General features: G+C 61.4%; 19 protein-coding genes and 1 pseudogene. 12 read left to right on the top strand and 8 right to left on the bottom strand.

Features of this window, described 5'->3' with window-relative positions; genetic code table 11:
- Positions 1–2 precede the first annotated feature (2 nt).
- The 5 genes from xdhB (at position 3) to maiA (ending at position 7,535) form a co-directional block, all read left to right on the top strand.
- Positions 3–2,345, top strand: coding sequence for a xanthine dehydrogenase molybdopterin binding subunit (gene xdhB / locus SIAM614_RS25455; RefSeq protein ID WP_050789494.1), 2,343 nt, complete (start codon positions 3–5; stop codon positions 2,343–2,345).
- Between the two features lie 3 nt (positions 2,346–2,348).
- Positions 2,349–3,203 carry a xanthine dehydrogenase accessory protein XdhC gene (gene xdhC / locus SIAM614_RS25450; RefSeq protein WP_006939018.1) on the top strand — a complete coding sequence of 285 codons (855 nt, stop codon included), beginning with the start codon at positions 2,349–2,351 and terminating at the stop codon, positions 3,201–3,203.
- A 68-nt stretch (positions 3,204–3,271) separates the two neighbouring features.
- Complete coding sequence (locus SIAM614_RS25445) at positions 3,272–4,855, top strand: xanthine/uracil/vitamin C permease (RefSeq protein WP_040441123.1); 1,584 nt, start codon at positions 3,272–3,274, stop codon at positions 4,853–4,855.
- Between the two features lie 66 nt (positions 4,856–4,921).
- Positions 4,922–6,301, top strand: a complete 1,380-nt coding sequence (guaD, locus tag SIAM614_RS25440) for a guanine deaminase (RefSeq protein WP_006939015.1) — start codon at positions 4,922–4,924, stop codon at positions 6,299–6,301.
- A 589-nt stretch (positions 6,302–6,890) separates the two neighbouring features.
- Positions 6,891–7,535 carry a maleylacetoacetate isomerase gene (maiA, locus tag SIAM614_RS25435; RefSeq protein WP_040441121.1) on the top strand — a complete coding sequence of 215 codons (645 nt, stop codon included), beginning with the start codon at positions 6,891–6,893 and terminating at the stop codon, positions 7,533–7,535.
- A gap of 8 nt (positions 7,536–7,543) precedes the next feature.
- On the opposite strand, the gene SIAM614_RS30880 is transcribed toward maiA, so the two are convergent.
- A complete protein-coding gene (locus SIAM614_RS30880) occupies positions 7,544–8,605 on the bottom strand; it encodes a FecR family protein (RefSeq protein WP_081455351.1) in 1,062 nt (353 codons plus the stop codon).
- 201 nt (positions 8,606–8,806) lie between these two features.
- On the opposite strand from SIAM614_RS30880, the gene SIAM614_RS25425 reads away from it, so the two are divergent.
- On the top strand, positions 8,807–11,026 hold the full coding sequence (locus SIAM614_RS25425; RefSeq protein ID WP_198137407.1) for a CHASE2 domain-containing protein: 2,220 nt from the start codon (positions 8,807–8,809) through the stop codon (positions 11,024–11,026).
- A gap of 31 nt (positions 11,027–11,057) precedes the next feature.
- Here SIAM614_RS25425 and SIAM614_RS25420 read toward each other — a convergent pair whose 3' ends face one another.
- The 7 genes and pseudogenes from SIAM614_RS25420 to SIAM614_RS25390 form a co-directional block, all read right to left on the bottom strand.
- Positions 11,058–12,839: an ABC transporter ATP-binding protein gene (locus SIAM614_RS25420; RefSeq protein ID WP_006939001.1), complete on the bottom strand. Its 1,782-nt coding sequence runs from the start codon at positions 12,837–12,839 to the stop codon at positions 11,058–11,060.
- Between the two features lie 67 nt (positions 12,840–12,906).
- Positions 12,907–13,857 carry an acetamidase/formamidase family protein gene (locus SIAM614_RS25415; RefSeq protein ID WP_006939000.1) on the bottom strand — a complete coding sequence of 317 codons (951 nt, stop codon included), beginning with the start codon at positions 13,855–13,857 and terminating at the stop codon, positions 12,907–12,909.
- Entirely contained in the window at positions 13,847–15,475 is a 1,629-nt protein-coding gene (locus SIAM614_RS25410) for an ABC transporter substrate-binding protein (RefSeq protein ID WP_006938999.1), read from the bottom strand. The genes SIAM614_RS25415 and SIAM614_RS25410 overlap by 11 nt, the downstream gene beginning before the upstream one ends.
- 71 nt (positions 15,476–15,546) lie before the next feature.
- Positions 15,547–16,466: pseudogene (locus tag SIAM614_RS31495) on the bottom strand (ABC transporter permease).
- Between the two features lie 2 nt (positions 16,467–16,468).
- Positions 16,469–17,356, bottom strand: coding sequence for an ABC transporter permease (locus tag SIAM614_RS25400; RefSeq protein WP_085956417.1), 888 nt, complete (start codon positions 17,354–17,356; stop codon positions 16,469–16,471).
- 4 nt (positions 17,357–17,360) lie between these two features.
- Entirely contained in the window at positions 17,361–17,963 is a 603-nt protein-coding gene (locus tag SIAM614_RS25395; protein ID WP_006938992.1) for an ANTAR domain-containing response regulator, read from the bottom strand.
- On the bottom strand, positions 17,960–19,174 hold the full coding sequence (locus SIAM614_RS25390; RefSeq protein ID WP_006938991.1) for a transporter substrate-binding domain-containing protein: 1,215 nt from the start codon (positions 19,172–19,174) through the stop codon (positions 17,960–17,962). The genes SIAM614_RS25395 and SIAM614_RS25390 overlap by 4 nt, the downstream gene beginning before the upstream one ends.
- A gap of 681 nt (positions 19,175–19,855) precedes the next feature.
- Between SIAM614_RS25390 and SIAM614_RS25385 the strand changes: the two genes are divergently transcribed.
- From SIAM614_RS25385 to SIAM614_RS25360, 6 genes are read left to right on the top strand one after another with little or no spacing between them, the layout of a single operon-like run.
- Positions 19,856–20,572 carry a FadR/GntR family transcriptional regulator gene (locus tag SIAM614_RS25385; RefSeq protein ID WP_006938990.1) on the top strand — a complete coding sequence of 239 codons (717 nt, stop codon included), beginning with the start codon at positions 19,856–19,858 and terminating at the stop codon, positions 20,570–20,572.
- The gene (locus SIAM614_RS25380; protein WP_006938989.1) at positions 20,562–21,581 is read left to right on the top strand and encodes an ABC transporter ATP-binding protein; all 1,020 of its coding nucleotides are present in this window, start codon (positions 20,562–20,564) and stop codon (positions 21,579–21,581) included. Before SIAM614_RS25385 ends, SIAM614_RS25380 begins: the two co-directional genes overlap by 11 nt.
- Positions 21,578–22,678 carry an ABC transporter ATP-binding protein gene (locus tag SIAM614_RS25375; RefSeq protein WP_006938987.1) on the top strand — a complete coding sequence of 367 codons (1,101 nt, stop codon included), beginning with the start codon at positions 21,578–21,580 and terminating at the stop codon, positions 22,676–22,678. Before SIAM614_RS25380 ends, SIAM614_RS25375 begins: the two co-directional genes overlap by 4 nt.
- Positions 22,679–22,706: 28 nt before the next feature.
- Positions 22,707–24,212 carry an ABC transporter substrate-binding protein gene (locus SIAM614_RS25370; protein WP_006938986.1) on the top strand — a complete coding sequence of 502 codons (1,506 nt, stop codon included), beginning with the start codon at positions 22,707–22,709 and terminating at the stop codon, positions 24,210–24,212.
- A 59-nt stretch (positions 24,213–24,271) separates the two neighbouring features.
- Positions 24,272–25,219 carry an ABC transporter permease gene (locus SIAM614_RS25365; protein WP_040441134.1) on the top strand — a complete coding sequence of 316 codons (948 nt, stop codon included), beginning with the start codon at positions 24,272–24,274 and terminating at the stop codon, positions 25,217–25,219.
- Positions 25,220–25,224: 5 nt separating this feature from the next.
- Complete coding sequence (locus SIAM614_RS25360) at positions 25,225–26,094, top strand: ABC transporter permease (RefSeq protein ID WP_050789493.1); 870 nt, start codon at positions 25,225–25,227, stop codon at positions 26,092–26,094.
- The last annotated feature ends 27 nt before the right edge of the window (positions 26,095–26,121 follow it).

Genomic DNA, 26,121 nt, shown 5'->3' with positions numbered 1-26,121 from the left:
ACATGAAACACGACATCATCACGGACGCCAAGAAGTCGATCAGCGGCGCTGTCCACACCGACCGCCGCCACGACAGCGCGGAAAAGCACGTCACCGGCCGCGCCGAATATTGCGACGACATCGCCGAGCCGCAGGGAACGCTGCACGCCTATCTCGGCACGTCCACGGTTGCCCACGGGCTGATCAGGTCCATGGATCTGGATGCGGTTCTGGCAGCTCCCGGCGTCATCGGCGTGCTGACAGCCGACGATGTTCCAGGTCACAACGACATCAGCCCGACCGGCCAGAAAGACGAACCGGTGTTTCCGGTCGACAGGACGGAATTTCACGGCCAGCCGCTGTTTGCCGTCATCGCGACAAGCCGCGACGCCGCCCGCCGGGCCGCGGAACTGGCGAAGATCGACTATGAGGTCCTGCCGCATGCGCTTGATCCGGTCAGCGCGATAGAGGCCGACTATCCGCATGTCACCGAACCGTTGAAGCTGGAACGCGGCGACATCGCCCCCGCCTTCGACAGCGCGAAGAACCGCATCAAGGGCCGGATGACGATCGGCGGCCAGGATCACATGTATCTGGAGGGCCAGATCGCCTTTGCCATTCCGGGCGAGGACGACGACGTTGTGGTCCATTGTTCCACCCAGCACCCGAGCGAGGCGCAGCACATGGTTGCCCATGTGCTCGGCGTGCCGTCGAATGCGGTCACGGTGAATGTGCGCCGGATGGGCGGCGGCTTCGGCGGCAAGGAAAGCCAGATGAACCTCTTCTGCGCGGTGGCTGCCATTGCCGCGAAGAAGTGGAACCGTCCGGTGAAGATCCGTCCGGACCGCGACCAGGACATGACCGCCACCGGCAAGCGGCACGACTTCGTGGTCGACTATGACGTCGCTTTCGACGACACGGGCCGGATCGAGGCTGTCGACGGCACCTTCGCAGCACGTTGCGGCTATTCCTCGGACCTTTCCGGCCCGGTGACCGACCGCGCGCTGTTTCATGCGGACAATGCCTATTTCTATGCGAATGTCCGGCTCACCAGCCGGCCGATGAAAACCAACACGGTCTCGAACACCGCCTTTCGCGGCTTCGGCGGACCGCAGGGTGTGGTTGCCGCCGAACGCATGATCGAGGAGATCGCCTATGCGCTCGGCAAGGACCCCCTGGAAATCCGAAAAACCAACTTCTACGGCGACCGCAACGACGGCCGCATCCTCACCCCCTATCATCAGGAGGTCGAGGACAACATCTTGCCGCGCTTGATCGGAGACCTTGAAAGCTCCTCTGACTACCAGGCCCGCCGCGAGGCGGTTCTGCAGCACAATGCCCGTTCCTCCATGATCAAACGGGGCATTGCGCTGACACCGGTCAAGTTCGGCATTTCTTTTACAGCCACCTGGTACAATCAGGCCGGCGCCCTGATCCACATCTACAATGACGGATCGATCCACCTGAACCATGGCGGCACCGAAATGGGCCAGGGCCTCAACACCAAGGTCGCCCAGGTTGTCGCCGATGCCTTCCAGGTGGATTTCGAGCGTATCAAGATCACCAAAACGACGACCGAGAAGGTGCCGAACACATCGGCAACCGCCGCCTCGTCCGGCTCCGACCTCAACGGCATGGCCGCCCTGAACGCGGCCGAACAGTTGAAGGAACGGCTGGTCGCCTTTGCCGCCGAGCGCTGGAACTCGGAACCGGAGACCATCCGCTTCCATAACAACATGGTCGAGATCGGGTCCGAACTGGTGTCCTTCAACGATCTTGTCCGCCAGGCCTACATGGCCCGTGTGCACCTGTCGGCCGCAGGCTTCTACAAGACGCCGAAGATCCATTGGGACCGCGCTGCCGGTAAGGGCCGCCCGTTCTACTATTTCGCCTATGGTGCCTCCTGCTCGGAGGTTTCCGTCGACACGCTGACCGGCGAATACCGGGTAGAGCGGACCGACATCCTGCATGACGTCGGCAAGTCGCTGAACCCGATCCTCGACAAGGGGCAGGTGGAAGGCGCGTTCATTCAGGGCATGGGCTGGCTGACGACGGAAGAACTGTGGTGGGACCAGGCCGGACGCCTCAGGACCCACGCGCCGTCGACCTACAAGATCCCGCTCGCATCCGACCGGCCCCGACAGTTCACCGTGAAGCTTGCCGAATGGTCGGAAAACAAGGAACGCACCATCAAGCGCTCCAAGGCGGTGGGCGAACCGCCCTTCATGCTCGGCATTTCGGTGTTCGAGGCGCTTTCCATGGCCGTCGCCAGTGTCGCCGATTACCGCGAATGCCCTCGCCTTGATGCCCCGGCAACCCCGGAACGGGTGCTGATGGCCATCGAACGGCTTAAAAACCGGGAGTAAGTCATGACACCGCGCTCCAGCCAGACCGAAAGCTTTTTCGGCTCAGCCCATCCGATCGTCCGTGTCGTGCTGACACGGGTTCGAGGATCGTCGCCCCGGGAAGCCGGCACGGAGATGTTCGTTAGCCCGGAGAGCCTCTACGGCACCATCGGCGGCGGTCAGCTGGAGCATATCGTCATTACCCGGGCCCGTTCCATGCTGGCCGAAGGCACGCTTTCGTCAAGGCTCGACCTGCCGCTTGGCCCGGAAATCGGCCAGTGCTGCGGCGGACGGGTGGAAGTATCACTCGCGCGCATGCGCAGAGCCGAACGGAACGCAGCTGTGAGCCGTTTGCAGGCCGCAGACGATGCCCTTCCGCATGTTTACGTGATGGGCGCCGGGCATGTCGGCCGGGCGATTGCCAACCTGCTGCAGCATGCGCCGGTTCACTGCGTTCTGGTCGACATGCGCAAGGAAGAGCTGGCGCAATGTCAGGCGCGGGTCGACATGCGGCTGCGGGCCATTCCGGAAGTCGAGATCTATAACGCGCCCGCAGGCAGCGCCTTCATCGTGCTGACCCATGATCATGGCCTCGACTTCCTGCTGACGTCCGCCGCGCTGGAGATCGGTCATGCGTCCTACGTTGGCATGATCGGGTCCGCCACCAAGCGCGCCAAGCTGCGCTCCTGGTGCAACAGCCATTGCAATGGCCTTTCCACCGACCGGCTGACCTGCCCCATCGGCGCCACCGCCAGCCGGGACAAGCGTCCCGAAATGATTGCCGCTTTTGTCGCTGCAGAAGTTCTGACCGCCCTGACCACGGGCGCAAGAACCGCCGGCGACACGGAGGAGGCTGCGCTGCTGGAGGCCGCGCAGTGAAACAACGGCTGCCCTGTCCAATGGGAGATGGATCAGAGCGGCTGTCTTACCCTGAAAGGAGACCCGATATGCGGGTTGGGAGGAACGACTACACTCTGTTTTCGAGGGGGGATTTCAGCGCCTTCTGGGCCCTGTTCACCGATAACCTTGTAAACCTCATGGTCCTGGCGGGCATCTGCCAGTTCGTATTCCAGATGCCGGCGGACATTGTCTACGGCAAGATCGTGCCGGGTGCCGCCATCGCGATCCTGGCCGGTGTTGCCGCCTATGTCCTGCTGGCGAAACGCGCCGCCGCGCAGCACGGCCGGGACGTGACCGCGCTGCCTTACGGCATTTCGACGCCGGTGATGTTCGTCTATCTGTTCGGCGTTATCGGACCGATCTACTGGGCGACCAACGACCCGGTTCTTGCCTGGCAGGTCGGCATAGGTGCGGGTTTCATGGGCGGCATCGTCGCGGCCCTTGGGGCGCTTGTCGGCCCCTGGCTGAAGAAGGTGACCCCGCGGGCAGGCATGCTCGGCACCTTGTGCGGAGTCGCGCTGGTGTTCATCGGCACCGTGCCGCTGGCAACGGTGTTCGAGAACCCGTTCATCGGCTTTGCCTCGATGATCATCATCCTGTGGGGCCTCGTCGGACGGTTCCGCCTGCCGTTCAACATTCCGGCCGGCCTGCTGGCGCTGATGGTCGGCACCGGCGTGGCGCTGGCCACCGGTCAATCGACGATCAGCTTCGAAGGTGTCGGCTTCTATCCGCCGGTTCCTTACCTCGGTGATCTGATGGCCGGGATCCAGCACCTCTTCAACCATCCGGAGCTGTTCCTGGTTCTGGTGCCGGTGCAGATCTACAATTTCATCGAAACGATGAACAACGTGGAGAGCGCGGAAGCGGCAGGCGACCACTATCCGGTGGCAACCTGCCAGATCACCGACGGTGTCGGCACCATGATCGGCGCGCTGTTCGGTTCGCCCTTCCCCACCACCGCCTATATCGGCCATCCGGCCTACAAGCGCATGGGGGCTCATGCTGGTTATGTGATCGGCGTCGGCGTGGTCATCCCGCTGGCGGCCTTCTTCGGCCTGCTTGCCTTCCTGAACAACCTGATCCCGGTTGCTGCCGCCGCCCCCGTTCTGGTGTTCGTCGCGCTCAGCCTCATCACCAACACGGCCCATGCGGTGCGCACAGACCATATGGCCGCCGTCACAATCGCGATGATGCCCCATGTCTCCAGCTTCCTCATCATCAAGTGGGGCTCGCTGATCGGTGCGCTCGGCGCGACCGGTGCAACCGGCATGCTGGCCCTCGGTGACCCGAAACTGACGGCAGCGCTGCTGCAGCAAGGTGCGCATTACGAAGGCCATCTGGCCCTCAGCCAGGGGGCCATCCTGACGGGTCTGATCTGGGGCGCCATCGTTGCCAGCGTCATCGACGGCAAGTTCCGCAATGCCGGCGGCTTCGCCTTTGCCGCCTTTGCCATGGCCTCGGTGGGGATCATCCATTCTGCAACGCTGCACTGGCCGGAACTCACCACCGTCAGCCTCGGCTACCTGATCGCCGCAGCCTTCCTGTTCATCTACCCGATCTTCCACCGTGAAGACGCGGCAGGGCCGGAAGCCGAACCGATCGCCACTGCCCAGGTCAGCCCGGGCGAATGAACCAGACCTAAAACCACTTCGGGGCGGATCTTCCGCCCCGAACTCCGACAAACGGGACTTTTCTCGATGCCTTCCGACCGTCTCTTGCTTCGTGGCCGCCTGCTGACTTTTTCAGCCGAGCCGCAATCCCCGGATGACACCGCCGCTTTCGATTACATTGAGGATGGCGCGCTTCTGATCGAAAACGGCCTCATCCTGCGGCGTGGCACCTATTGCGATGTGGTTGGCGAGGCAGGTGATGCGGAAATCATCGATCACCGGCCGAAACTGCTGATGGCAGGCTTCATCGACACCCATATTCATTTTCCGCAGGTGCAGATCGTCGCCTCCTGGGGGGCGCAACTTCTCGACTGGCTGAACACCTACACCTTCCCGGAAGAGACCCGCTTTGCGGATGAAGGCCATGCGGCCGCCATGGCCTGCCGGTTCTTCGACCTGCTGACCGACCATGGCACCACGACCGCCGTTGCCTATTGTTCGGTCCACAAGGCGTCGGCGAAGGCCTATTTCGAGGAAGCCGAGCAGCGCAACATGCGCATGATCGGCGGCAAGGTGCTGATGGACCGCAATGCCCCGGACGGGCTGCGCGATACGCCGAAGTCCGGCTACGACGACACCAAGGACCTGATCGCCAGATGGCACGGACGAGGGCGTGCGAGCTATGCCATCACGCCGCGCTTCGCGATCACCTCAACTCCGGAACAGATGGAGATGACCGGCGCGCTGGTTGCCGAGCATCCGGACTGCTTTGTCCAGACCCATCTGTCGGAAAACAGGAACGAGATCGCCTATACGCTGGAGCTTTACCCGGAAGCCCGCGACTATCTCGATGTCTACCAGCGCTACGGCCTCCTGTCGGACAAGATGCTGCTCGGCCACTCGATCCACCTGGAACAGCGCGAGATTGATGCGCTGGCCGAAACCGGCGCCCGGCCGGTGTTCTGCCCGACGTCGAACCTCTTCCTCGGCAGCGGTCTTTTCGATGATGCAGGCCTGCGCTCGAAGGGCATCGTCAACGCCATTGCCACCGACATCGGCGCCGGCACCAGCTATTCCATGCTGCAGACACTGAACGAGGGCTACAAGATCCTGCAGCTCCAGGACCAGAAACTGCATCCGTTCCGCGCCTTCCACTGGATCACGCGCGGCAATGCCGTCGCGCTCGGTCTGGAAGACAAGATCGGCACCCTGGACGAAGGCACGGAAGCCGACATCGTGGTGCTGGACAGCTGCGCCACCGAAGCGATGGCCCTGCGCATGGAGCGCGCCTCGACGCTGACGGAAGAGCTTTTCGTTCTGCAGATGCTGGGCGACGACCGGGCCATCGACGAGGTCTATGTCGCAGGCAAGGCGCAGAAGGGCAAGGCACCGGTGGTACCGCAACCCGCGCGGTCACAAGAGCGCCAAACACCTTCTGCCCGTGAAAAGCACCTTGTGCCGTCCTGATCCACGGACCTCACGCCACACTCAAGCGTCACCCCGGGCGAGCAACGCGAGACCCGGGGCCCACTCGTTTGCAGAGCCTCTTTATTTCGCATCTGAGGTTCAGGGAATTTCGGACTGCTTCAGCAAGCCGCCCCGCGAGTGGGCCCCGGATCGGCGCTGCGCTTGTCCGGGGTGACGCGCTGGTGAGAGGCGGGGACGCCGGGGCTCTCTACTGGGAATTTTTGATAACTTCGCGTCCTTTTTCTACACATCAGGACTTCGTCGCTCCTGATCCACGATCCTCGCACAAAACCCAGGAGTCACCCCGGGCGAGCAACGCGAGACCCGGGGCCTACTCGTTTCCTGAGCGTCTTTATTTCCCGGCTGAGGTTCGGGGAATTTCCAATCACTTCAGCAAGCCGCCCCGCCAGTGGCCCCGGAACGGCGCCGCGCTTGTCCGGGGTGACCTCCAGTGGAGATTTGATGTCGGCACAGGCTTCTTCGACGGCTCAGCAAAAAATCGGCTTTTGACGCCGTTCGGCTCACACGGACTTGCCAATTCGGGGCCAAATAAGTGTATCAATGCACACCGTGTTGCTGGGAGGGATTCGTGGCAAAAGATATTGTTTTATATGACTACTGGCGGTCCTCGGCGAGCTACCGCGTGCGCATTGCGCTCAACCTGCTGAAGCTCGAGGCCGAATACAGGCCGGTGAACCTTCTGACCCGGGCTCATCTGGACGACGACTATCTCGCTCTCAACCCTCAGGGCCTGCTGCCGGCGCTGATTGTCGACGGCAAGACACTGACGCAGTCGCTGGCCATCATCGAATATCTGCACGCAACGACACCCGGTTCCACCTTGATGCCGGAAGACGTCGATGGCCAGTACAGGGTGCGCCAGCTGTCCTATGCCATTGCCATGGAAATCCACCCGGTCTGCAATCTCGGCATTGTCGGCCATGTGGCTGAGCTGACCGGCGGTGGCGATGATGCCAAGAAAGCCTGGATGCAGCGCTTCATCGGCAAGGGCCTTGCCGCCTTCGAGACCCTTCTGGATGACAACGGCCCGTTCTGCCACGGCGACACGCCGACCATGGCCGACTGCTGCCTGATGCCTCAGCTTTATAATGCCAACCGCTGGGGTGTGGATGTGTCCGGTTTTCCGAAAATCCTGCGCGTGGCCGCCGCCGCGGAAGCGCTCGACGCGTTCAAGGACGCCCATCCGGACGCCATCGGCGCACCGCCCGCCTGACAAAAAGGCTAATTGTTGCGGCGTTCAGCCTGGTTGCCGGCCTGTCTGTTTTCTCCCGGTGAGCTGCCGCTCCTGCCCGGTGAATCGCTGCTCTGGCCGGGTGCGTTTGAACTGTTTCCGCGTGAGCCGTTGGAGAATTTTTCTCCCGCATTGCCGACAGCATTGCCGTTGCCCGGATTGTTGGGAACGCCAGCACTCGCAGGCTCGCTGCCAGGCTGTGCCGCCGGTTCTGGTGAATTGGAGACGGAATTGCTCGGCTCGGGGCTGTTCGGCTCTGGGCTGTTCGGCTCTGGGCTGTTCCGCTCGGGACTGTTCAAGTTGATGGTTGGTTGTCGCGTACTGAAGAGGGCGCGGAAAATGTTCCTGGGTTGCTGCTCGGGAGCCCGATCGGGTGCCAGCCTTGCATTTTTTACGGTGCATCCAGACCCGCGCTGCCTGAACTGTTTGTTCAGGTTCGACTCATTCACGAGTAGCGGAAAGAGTGACTTCGACCGATTCCTGAGCGAATCCGAATTCAGCCGATCCATTTTCACGCCGCGCCGACCGATCAGCACATAGTCACACCGGTTTCTGACTATCTGGCAGCGCCCGCTCCTGTCGCACGCCCTGATCGTGCCGCGCAACAGGGCGACATTGGTTCCCTGAGGCGTGATCGTCACATCGAAGGCCGTGCCTCGCACACCGATCGTGCCATTCGGTGTCCTGATGCTGTAGGCGGAAGATTTGCTGCGCCCGCTGATGAAGCGGAAGGCGCCGCGCGTGGCACTTACAGTAAGCTTGGTTACAGTCTGCCCCGTGATCACAAAGTCATCGATCTTCACATCCGCATTGGGTCCGACAACAATCTTGGTGCCGTCAATCAGCCGGATCTGTGCGTTTCCGCTGGAGTTGGCCCGCAACCGGTCGTTCCTGAAAATGGACGTTTTTGAAGCCAGGATGCGGGAGTTGCTCCCACCCGTCGCCTTGACGGTCTTGCTTGCATCAACAGTTGTGCCAACCTTATCGGCCAACGACGCCGTCGAACCAACGATGGATAATAATAAAATTATAAAAACCGGGGCAAACCTCATAACTCCCACTCCAGCCCAACCGAGCTGATTTTAACACATCCCTAACCATTAAACGAATCATTGCTAGTTGCTCAATTCAAATACGGGTCTTTTTGTCAAGGTAGATTTTTTTCCGAATTGCGTATTCTAGCGTAGAGTGGGCATCGGACATGGGAACGGTGTCGCGACTGCCGAACACCCGTGTCAATCAGGGGCATGCCGGTGGGAAAGACGCTTTTCAACTTGCTACGCAACAGGCACGTTTTCGTCCTGGGTCTGACGCTGATCCTCCTTTTCGGCGCCCGTGAACTGCGCCTGTCCGATCCCCCATTCATTGCATCCCTGCGCTGGATCACCTTCGATACCTACCAGCGATTCAAACCAAGGGGGGCTCTGGGCCAACCGATCCGGATTGTCGACATCGACGAGGAGTCGATTGCGCAGCTTGGCCAATGGCCGTGGCCGCGTACACAGATTGCCAAACTTCTGAAGCGCATTCAGAGCCTTGGCGCTGCCTGCGTTGCCTTTGACATGGTGTTTTCCGAACCTGACCGGACAGGCCCGGCGGGATTTTTGCGGGAGCTGGAGGAGCGCGGCTGGCCCGGCCGCAACCAAATCAAGCCACTGCTTTCCGGAATCCCGGACAATGATGCCGTTTTCGTTCAGGCAATGGCCGGGCTGCCGACGATCCTTGGATTTTTCAACGAACCCAGATCGGCAATGGGATTGCCCGATGCCAAGGCCGCCTACGTCGTCCTCGGGGAAGATCCGACACCGCTCCTCAACCCGATCAGAGGCAGCGTGATGAGCTTACCTCCCTATCAGGCGGTCGCGGAAGGAAGTGGTTCGATTTCACTTGGGCAGGCGGATTCCGACGGAGTGGTGCGACAGGTGCCGATGTTCATTGCCGGCCCGAACGGCGAAAAATACCCGGCCCTGGCACTTGAGACGCTTCGTGTCGCGCTCGGCGCCAAAACCTTCATTCTGAAAACGTCGGAAGCGAGCGGCGAGTTCAGTGCAGGAACACTCGCCATGACCGAATTCAAGGTCGGAGAGTTTCAGGTTCCGGTGACAGCCAATGGTCATCTGCTGATTTATTATTCGCACAATGACCCGTCTCTCTATCTCTCTGCAAAGGATCTTCTGAATCTGTCGGACGAGGAGCTGGCCCCCCTGATCGAAGGCCACATCATCCTTTTCGGATCGTCGGCCGCCGGGCTGCGAGACATCAGGCTCACGGCACTCGGCGAGAGCGTTCCCGGTGTTTTCATGCATCAGCAGATCATTGATCAGATCCTGTCGAATACGTTTCTCAACCGTCCCGATTGGGCGACCGGCGCTGAAATCGCGGCGTTGTTCATCGTTACGCTCATTATCGGTGCCATATTGCCGTCCACGGGCGCGATCCCATCGGCCACCGTTGGCGCCGTCCTGAGCGCGGTCGTAAGCGGCGGAAGCTGGCTTGCCTTCGCCAGCTATGGTCTCCTTGTGGATCCGGTCTTTCCCATGCTGGTTTCCGGGCTTATTTTTCTGCTGACCACAATCTTGATGTTCGCCTTCACGGAGCGGGAAAAGCGGTTTGTCCGAAGGGCGTTCCAGCGCTATCTCGCACCGGACCTGCTCAAAAAGCTGGAGGAACAGCCTCAAACGCTGCGACTTGGTGGTGAAATCCGCTACATGACGATGATGTTCATGGACGTGAGGGGGTTTACGCCGATATCCGAAAAACTGCCCCCCGAGGAGGTCGTCGCATTCCTCAACAGTCTGCTGTCCCCGCTTTCCGAAAGCATCCAGAAACGGGAAGGCGCAATCGACAAATATATTGGCGATTCAATCATGGCGTTCTGGAACGCGCCACTTGACGTTGCCGATCATCCGGTCAAGGCCGCCCATGCTGCTCTGGACATGATAAGCATCGTCAAGGAACTCAACGAGCGAGACGCCTTCGGCTTCAAGTCCGGCCCCTACAAATTGGGTGACGTCCATATTGGCATCGGCCTGAACAGCGGGCCTAGTTGCGTCGGCAACATGGGGTCGAATTCGCGGTTCAACTATTCGGTGATCGGTGACGCCGTCAACGTTGCGTCCAGGATCGAGACATCCTGCAAGCAGGTAGGTTGGCCTATCCTGCTGTCGCAAACAACCGCCACCGCGTGCAAGTCCATGGCCCTTCTCGAAGCAGGGTCGATTGCACTCAAGGGCAAGGCTCAGCCCGCAACTCTATACGCTCTTGTCGGCGATGAGGCACTTGCCCGAACAAAGGAATGGCAGGCATTGGAACGGCTGCACGTGAAACTTATCGAAGAACGCACCCGGGGGTCCACTCGCGCGGAGATCGAACGCCTTGTGAACGCCTGCCTGGCCGTGGCTCCGGTCGACTTGAGCGCCTTCTATTACAGTTTCATGCCGTCACCCATAATCGAGGAACTTGCCGGGGAATAGCGCCGCAAGTCCCACGCCTGGCCCTGGGGTTTCAGGCAACCGCCACCAGGTGCCGGTCGCCGACATCTGTGTAGCGCACCCGCTCAACCGATTGCCCGAGCGGCAAAACTGGTGAGGGGATTTCGCCCGTCGGCACATCGAAAACGGTGCGCCGGCGTTTAGGATCGGGGATCGGCACCGCCTTCATCAGCCGCCTGGTGTATTCGTGCTGCGGGTTTTCAAAAACCTGGCGGCGCGTGCCCATCTCGACGATCTGACCGAGATACATGACCGCAATGCGGTGCGAAACCTGCTCGACGACCGCCATGTCATGGGAAATGAACAGATAGGAGAGCCCCAGATCCTCCTGCAGTTCCTGGAGAAGATCAAGGACACGGGCCTGAACCGAGACATCGAGCGCCGAAACGCTTTCATCCGCGACGATAACCTTGGGCGAGAGCGCCAGGGCGCGGGCAATGCAGATACGCTGGCGCTGGCCGCCTGAAAATTCGTGCGGATGGCGGGTCATCATCTCGGCCGGCAGGCCGACCCGCTCGAACAGAGACACCACCCTGTCCTTCAGCTCCTTGCCGCGCGCCAGACCGTGGATCACCAGAGGTTCTCCGACAATATCGCCAACAGTCATGCGTGGATCGAGCGAGGCATAGGGATCCTGAAAGATCATCTGCATGTCGCGCCTGCGGCGCTGCTGTTCCTGCGCGCTGCCAATGCCGACGTGCTGTCCGGCGATCCGGATGCTTCCTTCCCAGGGCACCAGGTTCATAAGCGCCTTGCCGATGGTGGACTTGCCGCAGCCGCTTTCTCCGACGAGACCCAGGGTCTCGCCTGGAGCCAGATGAAAAGAGACGCCCTCGACCGCATGCACGCGGGACGTCACCCGGTTGAGCAAGCCGCCGTGCAGATCGAAGCGGACGACAAGATCTTCCACCTCGAGAACGGGTGCTTCCGGCTGGTCCGTTTTGCGAGCCGCGCTGTCGACACCGGTCATGGCGCCAAGCTTGGGCACGGCGTCCAGAAGGTGCCGTGTGTATGTATCCGCCGGACGTTCGAAGACGTCGGAAGCCGTGCCGGTTTCCACGATATTGCCGTGGTTCATGACGATCACCCGGTCGGCCATTTCGGCCACGACACCCATGTCGTGGGTGATCATGATGACGGCCGTGCCGAAATCACGCTGCAGGTCGCGGATCAGCTGCAGGATCTGCGCCTGGATCGTCACGTCGAGCGCCGTCGTCGGCTCATCTGCAATCAGCACCTTCGGATTGCAGGCCAGCGCCATGGCGATCATCACCCGCTGGCGCATGCCGCCGGAAAGCTCGTGCGGATATTGTTTCAGCCGCCGTGCCGGTTCCGACAGGCGCACCGATTCCAGCATTGCCAGCGCGCGCTTGTTGGCTTCGCTTCCGGTGACGTCCTGATGGGCCAGGATCGCCTCTCGCAATTGTCGGCCAACCGTCAGAACGGGATTGAGCGAGGTCATCGGCTCCTGAAAGATCATGGCGATGTCGCCGCCGCGAATGCGGCGCATGGCATCCTCGGGAAGTTTGGTCAGGTCCTTGCCCTGAAACAGAACCTCGCCGCCGGAGACCCGGGCCATCGGCTCGGGCAGAAGTGCCATGATGGAAAGAGCCGTGATCGACTTTCCGGAGCCGGATTCGCCCGCGATACACAGGGTTTCGCCGCGCTTCAAATCAAACGACAGGCCCTTGACCACAGTCTTGCGGCCGGAAGGCGTTGCGACATCCGTGCGCAGGTTTCTGACGGAAAGAACGACGTCTTCGGCTACGGTTTCGTGGTCTGGCTGGCTGGACATCCGGACGTCCTGGTCTTTCTTGAACTCTGAAAAAACGGGCGGCGGCGAGCACCGCCGCCCGGCTGCATCACTGGAGAACGACTTTCGGGAAGTAGAACGAGACCACCCAGTTGGGCATGTCCACGATTTCCGAAATCCTGAGATCGCCGCAGACCGAGCACAGCATGTAGGCATCGACCGCACTGTAGCCGTGACGGGCGCACAGAAGGTCGATCATGTTGGAAACGGCTGCCTGAGCGCCCTCGAACAGATCGCTGCCAATGCCGGTGGTGACCTCGTAGCCCATCTCGTCGAGATGGCGGGTGACCGGGCCCGGGGTTTCGAACCGCGGCATGTTGAGGTTGGCCCCCTTGATCAGGTCCAGTTCAACCACCGTGTTCATCGGGCTTTCGATCGCGGTTCCGCAGACCTCGCCATCGCCCTGCGCCGCATGGGTGTCGCCGATGGAGAACAGGGCTCCGGCAACTTCCACCGGCAGGTAGAGCGTGGTTCCCGCGGCAAGGTCGCGAATGTCCATGTTGCCACCGACCCGCCGGGGCGGAACGATGGAATGAAGACCCGCTTCCGCCGGAGCGACACCGATGGTGCCTGCAAACGGTTTCAGTGGAACCTTGCCGAACGGTGCAAAGGCCGACGTGCCCAGCTTGTCCTTGTCATAGGACCAGACATGCAGGGCCGGATCCTTGAACTGGTCCGCCAGCAATCCGAAACCCGGAATGTTGGCGGTCCAGCCGAAACCGGACGGCTTGAACTCGTGGATCTTGACCACCAGTGCGTCGCCCGGCTCGGCCCCATCCACATAGATGGGGCCATTGACCGGATTGATCTTGCCGAAATCCAGCGTCGAAACATCCTCGACAGTGCTTTCGGGCGTCAGCTGCCCGGCCGAACTGTCGAGACATTCGAATTCCAGCACCGTGCCCGGTGCCACCGTTTCGGCCGGGGCATTGGAATTGTCCCAACCGAAGTGGTGCTGTGCCGCGTGGATCGTGTAAGCGGCCTTGCAGTTACTGCACATCTTTCGCCCATACGTAGTCGTAGTTGACGGGAATGTGGACCGGATCGACGAAGATGGCGTCAGGGCCACCCAGCCGTTCGGACCGCATCGTGAAACGCTGCTCGTGGAAGACCGGTGCCCAGGCAGCATCGTCCATCACCGAGATGAAGATCTTGCGCCAGGCTTCCTCGCGCTCGGCCTTCTGTGCCGGATCGGTCATGCTGTCGGCAGCGGTTGCCTGCTTGTCCAGCTCCTCGTTGCAGTACCAGGACCAGTTCCAGCCGCCCTTGACCGCACCGGCACACCCCAGGATCGGGCCGTAGAAGTTGGACGGGTCCGGGAAGTCGGCAATCCAGGCCATGCCGCCGGACCAGATCATCGGTGCCTGGTCGGGTTCGCCGCCGGCTGCGATCACGTTGGCCTGGGCCAGTGCCTTGATTTCGGCCTTGATGCCGATTTCGGCAAGGTCGGCCTGGATCGACTGGGCAATACGCGGGTTCGGGTCGGTGTTGTAGACATAGAGTTCGGTCTCGAACCCGTCAGCCAGACCGGCCTCGGCCAGCAGCGCCTTGGCGGCTTCCGGGTCGTAAGCGTAACCGGTGTACTCGTTGTCATACCCCGGCATGGTGGGCGGCAGCGGCTGGTTTGCCGGAACGGCACGGCCGTTGATGATGCGCACCACGCGATCCTTGTTGATCGCCATGTTGACGGCCTTGCGCACTTCCAGCTTGTCGAAGGGCGGCATCTTCACGTTCATGGTGACATAGCCGGTGTGAAGCTGGCCACCTTCGATGATCAGGTCCTTGTATTGCGGGTCCTTGGTCACTTCCAGGAACTTCGCGGGCGGAATGCCGTCGCCTGGAATGTCGGCTTCGCCGCGCTGCAGGCGCAGAAGCGCAACCACCGGCTCCTGGCCAACCTCGAAGGTGATTTCGTCCAGCTTGGGCACGCCTGCGCGCCAGTAGTCCTCGTTGCGCTTGAACACCAGGCGCTGACCGAGCGTCCATTCTTCCAGAGAGAACGCACCGGTGCCAACCGGATGCTTGCCAAAGTCGGCGCCCCATTCCTCCACAGCCTCTTTCGGCACGATGGACGAGAAGTTGATGGCCATCACGTGCAGGAAGGTCGCGTCCGGGCGGGACAGCTCGATCTTGACCGTATAGGGATCGACGACGGTGACGCCTTCCAGGCTGGTGGCATCGCCGGACGCCATGGCATCAAAGCCCTTGATGGAGCCGAAGAAGCCGGCGCCCGGGCTCTGGGTGGCCGGGTTGGTGACGCGGTCGAGCGAATATTTCACGTCTTCCGCCGTCATTTCGCGGCCGTTGTGAAACTTGACGCCTTCGCGCAGCTTGAAAGTGAACACCGTGCCGTCGTCGGAAATCGTGTAGTCCTCGGCAAGGTCCTTCATCAGGTTGGTGGTGCCGGGCTCATAGTCCATCAGGCCGTCGAACAGGCTCTTGATCATCGACCAGTTCTGCCAGTCGTAGCCGATGGCCGGGTCGAGCGTCGAGACGTCGTCCTTATAGGTGACGATCATCGATCCGCCCTGCTTGATGTCGTCCGCCAGAGCGGATGCCGATGTCAGGGCGGTGGCGGCAAGAAGGGCGGCAGCCCCTGCCAATACTGTCTTCTTCATAGTCCAACCTCCGGTTCTTACGGTGAGTTGCCGGGCCGCTCTGGTGACGGTTTTCCGGCGCTTGCCGCGCGTCAGCGCAGCTTGATCCTCGGATCAATCAGGGGGGCGATCAGGTCGGCGAGGAAATTGCCGACGACGATCGCGAATGCGGATACGAGCGTGACGCCCATGATGATGGGGATATCGACCCTCTGGATGGCCTGCCAGGCGAGCTGGCCGATGCCCGGCCAGCCGAACACGCTTTCAACCACCACTATGCCGCTCATGAAGAGGCCGATATCGATCCCGATCATGGCGATGATCGGCAGCAAGGCGTTGGGAAGGGCGTGACCAAACAGCACCTGCCAGCGTTTCAGGCCCTTGGCACGGGCGGTGCGGATGAAGTCCTGGCGCAGCACGTCGATCATGGAGGAGCGCATCATGCGCGAGTACCAGCCGGCACCCAGGAACCCGAGGGTCAGCGACGGCAGCACCATGTGCATGAAAGTGCCGTAACCGCCGATGGGGAACCAGCCGAGCTGCACCGAAAAGACATAGAGCAGCAGATGCCGATCACGAACTGGGGCGAGGACACCCCGACGAAGGAAAGGACCATGAGGCTCGTATCTGTCGCCGTGTTCCGGCGCAGGGCTGCGACGAGCCCCATGGTAAGTCCGATGGCCAGTTCGCACACGATGGCGCCGACCATGAGAAGAAGCGTTGCCGGCAGACGCGACCAGATAAGCGCGCCGACTTCGGTCTTCTGCAGGTAGGACCGGCCGAGATCGCCCTGCAGCAGTCCGGTGAGATAACGGAAATACTGCTGGTAGAACGGCAGATTGAGGCCAAGCTGCTCGCGAATGTTCTCGACCGTCTGCGCGGTGGCGCTGCGGCCTGCGATCTGGCGGGCCGGATCAGCCGGGATCAGATAGAGCAGGACGAAGGTCAGGAAGGTAATGCCGATGAGGATCAGCACGGACTGGAACACCCGGCGCAGAATATAACCGCCCATGATCAGTGCCTCCCCTTCTGTGTCGGATCGAGCACCTCACGCAGGGCGTCGCCCAGCAGGTTGAAGCCCAGCGCGAGCGCGATGATGGCCACGCCCGGGAAGAACACCAGCCAGGGCGCCGAGGTAAAATAAGTCTGGTTTTCGTAGATGATGTTGCCCCAGGAGGGGGTTGGCGGCTGCACGCCGATGCCGAGATAGCTGAGCGTTGCTTCCAGAAGCACGGTCGTCGAGATGCCGAGCGTGCCGAAGACGACGATGGTCGACAGAAGATGCGGCAGGATGTGGCGGAACAGGATGCGGAAGAGACCCGCGCCCATGGCCCGTTCGGCCAGGATGAATTCGCGCTCCGACAGCGACCTGGTTTCTGTATAGACGACACGCGCCATCTGCACCCAGTTGACCATGGCAATCACCATGGCAACGATCCAGAGCGAGGGCCGGAACAGGGCCGCCAGGGTGATCGCGAGCAGCAGCGCCGGGAAGGCCATCATCAGATCGGTGAAGCGCATCAGCACCGTTTCCACCCAACCGCGGAAGAACCCGGCGAGAATGCCGACAAAGGCGCCGACCGCAACGGCGATCCCGTTGGCGACGACCCCGATGATCAGAGATGTCTGTGCGCCGTAGATCAGTCGCGACAGGAGATCCCGGCCGAGCAGATCCGTGCCCAGCCAGAAGGTTTCGCCCGGCGGCAAGGGCGCGCCTTCCAGGGTCAGGCCTTCGAAGAATTGTTCCGCCGGATCGAAAGGCGCAACGAAGGGTGCGAATACGGCAGCCCCGACAATCACGCCGACCAGACCCAGGGCGAATACGGCAAGTTTCCTTTGCAGGAGACGGCGCCAGACACCTTTGGGGGTTTCGGGGGCGGCAACTTTCACGGATTCTGGCATTGCTTCAGGCTTCACGTCGGCCGGCATTCTGCCCTCCTGAGCGCGCCAGCAGATCAAGCGCTACGTCTTCCATGGTTTGTCGGCTTGCCATCGCCATGTCCTGCAAGAGTTTGTAGGCGGTTTCGGCATCACCGCCCTGGTGCTGCATGAGCAGAATGATGGCTTCGGCCACCTGGGGCCGGCAGGCAAGGCGGGCTTCCAGTTTCGCGATCCTGTCTTCGGAGGCGCGGCGCATGGCGAAGGTTCGCGTCGCCACGACCAGCGCACCGTAGACACCGCTGGAGGCGATGGGCTTGCTGAGATGAGCGATGGCACCGCGCCGGATGGCCCATTCGACGCGGCCCGGAGCCTCGCTGCCCATCAGCGCGATCATCGGCATCGGGAGCTCTTCCACCGGCCAGGGGAATTGCGCATCATGGCCGGCATCGGCGTCGAAGATCACCAGATCGGCCTGACGGGCTTCTTCCGGAAGTTCGGGCCAGGCGGTGGAGGTTGCGATGCCCAGACGGTCAAGCTGACGGCAGACGGCATCCCTGTCGGAATGCGGCTTGTGCAGGACCGTCGCGGACCAGCCGCGGAAACTCGGGGTGCGGAACAGGCTGCTCATGACGATACCAGCCTCAATCTCGGCGTGTTGCCGTTGTCCGGAACCGGTGCGTCACCAGACGAACCGGCGTTGCTTTCCAGCGGGTCATAGTGAACCAGATAGGGGTCTGGTGCCAACGGCCCGGAGGTCTTTTCGATGATCCTGAACCGGGAGCGCGGACGTTCCGGGCCGGTGGTTTCCACCACGGCGATCAGCGGCTGCAAGTAGGCGTGCTGCGTTTGCGGGTCGATGCGGATGTCGCGCAACGGGGTCCGGTGCGGCCTTCGGCACAATTCCGCCAGGACATGATCCGGCGCATCCGAGCCGCAGGCCTCGATGGCGCGGGCCAGCAGCCAGACGGCCTCATAGGGCCCGACAAACATGGAGGAGATCGACGCGTCCGGGCCGCGCAGGCCTTCCAGACGGCTCAGGAAATCCTGATTTTCCGGCGTGTCCAGCGTTTCGAAATAGGTCGAGGTGGACACAAGCCCTTCCGCGGCCGCCCCCAGAACGGGCAGTTCGGCTTCCGTCAGATTGCAACTGAGGATCGGGCAACGGTTCGGCGCAAAGGCGGGATCTTCCTTTGCAAGCCGCTTCATGGCACGCAGGAAGGCGTAGCTGCTTTCACCGATCAGGTTGTTGAAGATGAAATCCGGCCGTTTTTCTCGAATTTCAACGATCAGATGGTCGATGTTCTCGTCGCCGATGGCAACATAACGCTCGCCCAGCACTTCGCCGTCACATCCCGCTAGAAGCTCGCGGGCGATGCGGTTGGTTTCCCAGCCCCAGATGTAATTGGACCCGAGCAGGAAAGCCCGGCGACCGGATTCCGGAACGATGTGGCGGAAGAGCGGGACGACGCCCTGGTTCGGGCAGGCGCCGGTGTAGACCACCCGGTCATGGCTTTCGAAGCCTTCATACGGCGTGGTGTACCAGAGCAGCCCGCGGCCGCGCTCCATCACCGGCAGCACTTCCTTGCGGGAGGACGAGGTCTGGGTGCCGATGATGTGCCGGCAACCAGCCTCGCGCATCATCCTTTCGGCTTCTACGGCGTAGTTTTCGGCAGAACCCTTCGGGTCGCCATCCACGCGCAGAAAGCGGAAATCGAACAGGCCGGAGGCGTTGATTTCATCGATGGCGATCCGGGCACCCCAATAGCCTTCCTGCCCGATCGCGGCATAGGAACCGGATTTCGAAAACAGAACGCCAACCGGTATTTCACCAAAGGCCATGTTTTACCCTGCCCTTCAGCCGAACGATGTGAACCGCGGGGGCTGAACATAAAAAAACCCCGACCCGCAGGTGGTCACCTGCGACAGATCGGGGCGCAATTGCCGTGCGGCTGAACGATTGCCGCTATTTCGATATCAGGATCGCCGAAGAAAAAATTCTTGTCAATCGCCGCAAAGCTCAAAGATCAGCCACGCATAAAATTTCGCCACAAACGACTGCAGTAACAAGCTGCCTCATACGAACCAATTTTGAAGTTTGTTCCAATCGGCAGCCAGAACATCAAAATTCGCGGTTTCTCTTGAAAAGAAAGGTAAATTTACCGCCTGTTCGAGAAACAAACGCCCCCTTATTCGTGCACGGACAACATAAAATTTCAACGCAGGAGACAACCTGCTGAAGTTTCGGAACCGATTAAAATTTGTTCCCTAGCACAAATTTCAGGCAGCTGCTCCAGGAAGGCCTTTGACCGGAGTTTCCAACCCTTCGCCGACGAATAATTTTTATTTTATTTTACAAATACTTATTAGAAATCCAGTCAACTCATCGCCTCCCTATTCCTGACCGGTCTGGCAGGATCCCAATTGAGCCTCGGACGCATTCCGGCAAAAAGCACTACTTGCACAGCTAAAAATAACGCGCCAATAATGCAACCAATTCAAATTGGTTCGAATTGGTATGGCATGAGCGGCACCGAGAAACCTTCCCAGCGCAATTCCAGCATGGCTTTGGAACGCCTTCGGATCATCGTGGACCAGCTCACGGCCGAGGGCGCGGAGCAGCTTCCGACCGAGCGCGAATTGTCCGAAACCATCGGTGTCGGCCGCAGGGCAGTGCGCCGCGCACTGGAAGTGCTGGAGACCGAAGGCAAGATCTGGCGCAGACAGGGAGCAGGAACCTTTGTCGGCAGCGAACCTGCCGAACCGGAAAAGCAGATCCTGTCGCTGCACGAAAATTCCAACATGCTCGAGGTGATGGAAGTCCGGTTGCAGATCGAACCCGTGCTGGCGCGTCTGGCTGCCCTTCGCGCCGCCCCTTCCGACATTGCCGCCATGAGCGACCTAGCCGACCGGGTCGGCAAGGCGGAGGACATGGACAGCCGCGAACTGTGGGACAGCGCGCTGCACCGGGCGATCGCACGGGCGGCCCGCAACACACTGTTCCTGGCCCTTTTCGACGTTGTTGACCGGGTCCGGCAGGATACCGCCTGGCGCCACGTGCGCGAAGCGCTGCGGACCGACGATGCCCTGACACTCTACCGGGCACAGCATGTCGACATCATCACGGCCATTGCGAACCGGGACCCCATTACTGCGGAAAAAACCATGCGCGCCCACCTGCTGGCGCTTCAGGAGCGTCTCCTGTTCCAGAGTGCAAGCGAGGCGGCCAATGCCGACTGAGGCTCCCGATAACGCCCCTCAAAACGCGCCCGTCCTGGAGGTTCAGGACCTCTCGCTCCGTTTCAAGGGCGCCCCGGCCAACATCGTTGATGGCCTGTCCTTTGCCGTCCGGCCGGGGGAGACCCTGTGCATCGTCGGAGAGAGCGGTTGCGGCAAGTCCGTGACCGCCCTGTCGCTGATGGGTCTGCTGCCCCGGGGCGTTGCCCGGGTCATGTCCGGAACGGCAATCTTCGGCGGACAGGATCTGCTGGCTTTGCCGCAACGGGCTCTGGCCGACCTGCGCGGTGATCGCATTTCCATGATCTTCCAGGAACCGATGACCTCGCTCAATCCGTCTTACCGGATCGGCGACCAGATTGCGGAGATCGTGCTGCGTCACCGCCCGGTGACCCGGACCCAGGCCCGCGCACGGGCACAGGAGATGCTGGAGAGGGTCAAGATCCCGGCTGCCTCCAACCGGCTGGACGATTATCCGCATGAACTTTCCGGCGGCATGCGTCAGCGGGTCATGATCGCCATGGCGCTTGCCAATGATCCGGTTCTTCTGATCGCTGACGAACCCACCACCGCGCTGGACGTCACCATTCAGGCCCAGATCATCGACCTGATCGAGGACCTGCAAAAGGAAAGCGGAACGGCGCTGATCATGATCACGCACGATCTGGGTGTCGTTGCCGAAATCGCCGACCGCGTCTGTGTGATGTATGCCGGGCGTGCGGTGGAGGAAGGCCCGGTTGCCGCGATTTTCGACGATCCGCAGCACCCCTACACCATCGGCCTGATGAGCTCAGTTCCGTCGGTCGGGCCACGTTCCGGCAGGCTGGCAACCATCGGCGGCATGGTGCCCGCCATCGACAACATGCCCGACGGCTGCCGCTTCGCCCCGCGTTGCCCCTTTGCCGGCCCGCGTTGTGACATCGCGCCGCCGCTCGCCGAACTTGGCCCCTCCCACCGGGCGGCCTGTCACTATGCACCGCTGGAAAGCGCATTTGCGGAGGCCGCCGGATGAGCCTGACGACCCGGGACAAGATCATCGAGACACGCGCCGTCACAAAGCGGTTCGGCGGACGCAAGAGCCTGTTCAAACCAGCGACTTCGGTCAGTGCCGTCAACGGTGTGTCACTGGCCATCAAACGGGGTGAAACCTTCTCCATCGTCGGGGAAAGCGGTTGTGGCAAGTCCACTCTGGCCCGCCTTCTGGTCCGCCTGCTGACGCCTTCGGACGGTGCCGTTCTTTACGACGGAAACGACATATCCGCCCTTTCCGAACAGGAAATGCGTCGGTTGCGGAAGGATCTGCAGTTCGTTTTCCAGGACCCGTTCTCCTCGCTCAATCCGCGCATGAGCGTCGGCGCGCTGATCGAGGAACCGATGAAGGTTCACACGACGCTGACCCGTTCCGAACGCCGGCAGAAGGTTGCCGACCTCCTGAACAGGGTCGGGCTTCGTCCTGCCTTCGCCAACCGCTATCCGCACGAGTTCTCCGGCGGCCAGCGCCAGCGCATCGGTATTGCCCGGGCGCTTGCCAGCGGACCCAAGGTGATCGTCGGCGACGAGCCGGTTTCGGCGCTGGATGTTTCGGTGCAGGCGCAGGTGATCAATCTTCTGGAAGACCTGAAGTCGGAATTCGACCTGACGCTGATCCTGATTGCCCACGACCTGGCGGTTATCCGCCACATGAGCGACCGGGTGGCGGTGATGTACCTGGGCGAAATCGTCGAATTGGCGCCGAATGACGCGCTGTTCGACAAGCCTCTGCATCCCTACACCCAGGCCCTGATGCGCGCGATCCCGATTGCCTCGCCTCACGGCCGGTCGATGAAGGCTGCCCTTTCTGGCGACGTGCCCTCGCCGCTCGATCCACCCTCTGGCTGCCGCTTCCATCCGCGTTGTCCGCACGCAACAGATCTTTGCAGCCAGCAGAAGCCGGCGCCGGTTCCCGTTGCTGGTGACAGGACCGTTGCCTGCCACCACTGGGAAAAAATTGCGGACGACGGACAGTCCCCGGTTCAGGAACCGCCAAGGAGCCCAAATGCGGAAAAGCGCTTTGCGCTGTTCCGGACCCGAAGCCAACAAAAAGAGCCGACGACGGCCACAAGACCATAAATCGAGCCCTTCCGATAGGAGTACAAACATGCGTAAGGACTTCCTTGCCGCGCTGCTGCTCAGCGCAACAACCCTGGCAACGGCCGCCCAGGCCGCCGATCTTCGCATCGGCCTGCAGGACGATGCTGACGTGCTGGATCCCGATCAGTCCCGGACCTTTGTCGGCCGTATCGTCTACACCTCGCTGTGCGACAAGCTGGTCGACATCACGCCGGATCTGGAAATCATCCCGCAGCTTGCCAGCGGCTGGACCTGGTCCGACGACGGCAAGGTTCTGACCATGGACCTGCGCGATGGCGTGACCTTCCATGACGGCACCCCATTTGACGCAGAATCCGTGAAGGCCAATATCGAGCGCTCGAAGAACCTGCCGGAAAGCCGCCGCAAGAGTGAGGTCAAGTCCATCGAGAGCGTGGAGGTTTCCGGCGCGCTTCAGGTCAAATTCACCTTGACTGCACCTGACGCGACAATGCTGGCCCAGTTTGCCGACCGCGCCGGCATGATGGTATCGCCGACCGCCGCCGAGGCTGCCGGTGCCGATTTCGGCAACAATCCGGTCTGTTCCGGCCCGTTCAAGTTCGTTGAGCGCGTCCAGCAGGACCGTATCGTTCTGTCCAAGTTCGAAGACTACTGGAACAAGGACGCCATCAACTTCGACACGGTCACTTTCCTGCCGATCCCGGACACCACCGTGCGTCTTGCCAACCTGCGCTCCGGTGACATCGACATGCTGGAACGCCTTGCGGCAACCGACGTTGCCTCGGTCAAGGGCGATGCCAACCTCGGCTTTGCGGAAGCGGTCAGCCTGGGTTACCAGGGCATCACGGTAAACATCAACAACGGTGAAAAGGGTGACAACCCCTTCGGCAACGACCCGAAGATCCGTCAGGCCTTCAGCCTGTCGCTCGACCGTGACGCGATCAACCAGGTTGTCTTCGAAGGTGCCTTTGCGCCCGGCAACCAGCCGTTCCCGCCAACCAGCCCCTGGTACGACAAGGACTATCCGGTACCGGCCCGGGATGTCGAAAAGGCAAAGGCCCTGCTGAAGGAAGCCGGCTACGACAGCCTCGACGTCGAGGTGCAGGTGGCCAACAACCCCGTGCAGACGCAGATGATGCAGGTTGTCCAGTCGATGGCGGCGGAAGCCGGTTTCAACGTCAAACTGAAGTCGATGGAATTTGCCAGCCTGCTGGCGGACCAGTCCGCCGGCAACTACCAGGCAAGCCAGGTGGGCTGGTCGGGCCGTGTCGATCCGGACGGCAACATCCACCAGTTCATGACCTGCAAGGGCGGGATCAACGATTCCAAGGTCTGCATTCCCGAAGTCGACAAACTGCTGGACGAAGCCCGGCAGAGCAACGACACCGCCACGCGCAAGGCAAAATATGACGCGGCACGGGATATCCTGATCAACGAATTGCCGATCATCTATCTCTACCACCCGACCTGGATCTGGGCGCTGTCCGGCAAGCTGGAAGGCTTCACCGCCTTCCCGGACGGCATGATCCGCCTCGAGAACGTCAAGTTCAAGTAACCACACCGATGACGGGACCCGGCTTCGGCCGGGTTCCGTTCCAAACGGATTTTGCCCGAATGCTGTCCTACATCGCGCGCCGGCTCGTCATCGCCATCCCAACGCTCATTCTGGTCTCGATCTTCGTGTTCGTGCTGCAGAAGCTGCTGCCCGGCGACCCGGCACTCGTGCTTGCCGGTGAAGAGCGCGATCCGGCTGTGCTGGAGTTCATTCGCGAGAAATACCGGCTGAACGACCCGATCCTCTACCAGTATTTTTCCTGGATGAAGGCCATGCTGCAGGGCGACCTCGGCATTTCGCTGCGGACCAATCTGCCGGTGACGGAGCTTATTGCCGACAAGCTGCCGGTCACGATCCAGCTCGCCGTGATGGCGATGATCATCGCCTTTGCCATCGGCATTCCGGCCGGCATCCTGTCCGCGGTGCGCAAGGGCACCGCCATCGACTACATCGCCAATTTCGTGGCGCTGTCCGGTCTGTCCATTCCGAATTTCTGGCTCGGCATCATGCTGATCATGCTGGTCTCCGTTCACCTGGGCTGGCTGCCTGCCTCAGGCTATGAATCGCCCTTCGTCGATCCGCTGAAGTCGCTCCAGACAATGATCATGCCCGCCTTCGTACTGGGCACGGCACTGGCCGCCACCTTGATGCGCCACACGCGCTCGGCAATGCTCGGTGTGCTGAAGGCCGATTATGTCCGCACGGCCCGCGCCAAGGGTCTTCTGGAAAACGTGGTCATCCTGAAACACGCCTTCCGCAACGCGCTCTTGCCCATCGTGACCCTCAGTGCCCTGCTCTTCGGCGAATTGCTCGCGGGTGCGGTGCTGACGGAGCAGATCTTCACCATTCCCGGCTTCGGCAAGCTGATCGTGGATGCGGTCTTCACCCGCGACTATGCCGTCGTCCAGGGAGTCGTCATGTGCACGGCTGCCGGCTTCATCCTGATGAACCTGATCGCCGACGTCCTCTATTTCCTTCTCAACCCGCGCATGAGGAGCAGCCTGTGAGCGCCGTGACATCTGCCGCAGATCCGGCTGAGGAAACAATCCGCCTCGAAAGCCGCGCCTGGAAAAAGCTGAAGGCGAACAAGAGCGCGTTGTTCGGGTTCATTATTGTCGCCTTCTTCGTCGGCATTGCCGTCGCCGCGCCAGTGCTGCCCATTGCGGATCCGGTCGCAACCGACTGGGGCGCGGTGCGCAAGGCCCCTTCCGCCGCCCACTGGCTCGGCACCGACGAGATCGGCCGGGATATCCTTTCGCGCATGATCTGGGGGGCACAGGCCTCGCTGATGGCCGGTGTCGTCTCGGTGTTGATCGCCGTCTTGATCGGAGTGCCCTTCGGTCTTCTGTCCGGTTACTTCGGCGGCTGGACCGATCAGGCGATCTCCCGGGTTACCGATGCACTGCTTGCAACGCCTTTCCTCATTCTGGCCATTGCGCTTGCCGCCTTCCTGGGGCCGAGCCTGACCAACGCCATGATCGCCATCGGGCTATCAGCCATGCCGATCTTCGTGCGCCTGACGCGAGGACAGGTGCTGTCGGTCAAGACGGAAGACTATGTCGAAGGGGCACGGGCCATCGGGCTCAGCCATTTCGCGATCATGTCCCGCTACATCCTGCCCAATGTGTTCGCGCCGGTTCTGGTTCAGGCGACCCTGACGGTCGCCACAGCGATCATTGCCGAAGCCAGCCTTTCCTTCCTCGGCCTCGGTCAGCAAGCCCCCGCACCGAGCTGGGGCTCCATGCTGAACGTTGCCAAGAACTTCATGACCCAAGCGCCCTGGATGGCCTGGTGGCCGGGCGCAGCGATCTTCCTGGTCGTTCTCGGATTCAACCTGCTGGGCGACGGTCTGCGCGACGCTCTCGACCCCCGCGAAAGCTGATCCTTTTTTAAACCCCAAAGAGTAACT

The sequence above is a fragment of the Roseibium aggregatum IAM 12614 genome, from assembly GCF_000168975.1.
In the GTDB taxonomy this organism is placed as follows: domain Bacteria; phylum Pseudomonadota; class Alphaproteobacteria; order Rhizobiales; family Stappiaceae; genus Roseibium; species Roseibium aggregatum.
Note: the sequence above shows the minus strand (reverse complement) of the source record. Positions and strands in the feature narration are given on the sequence as shown.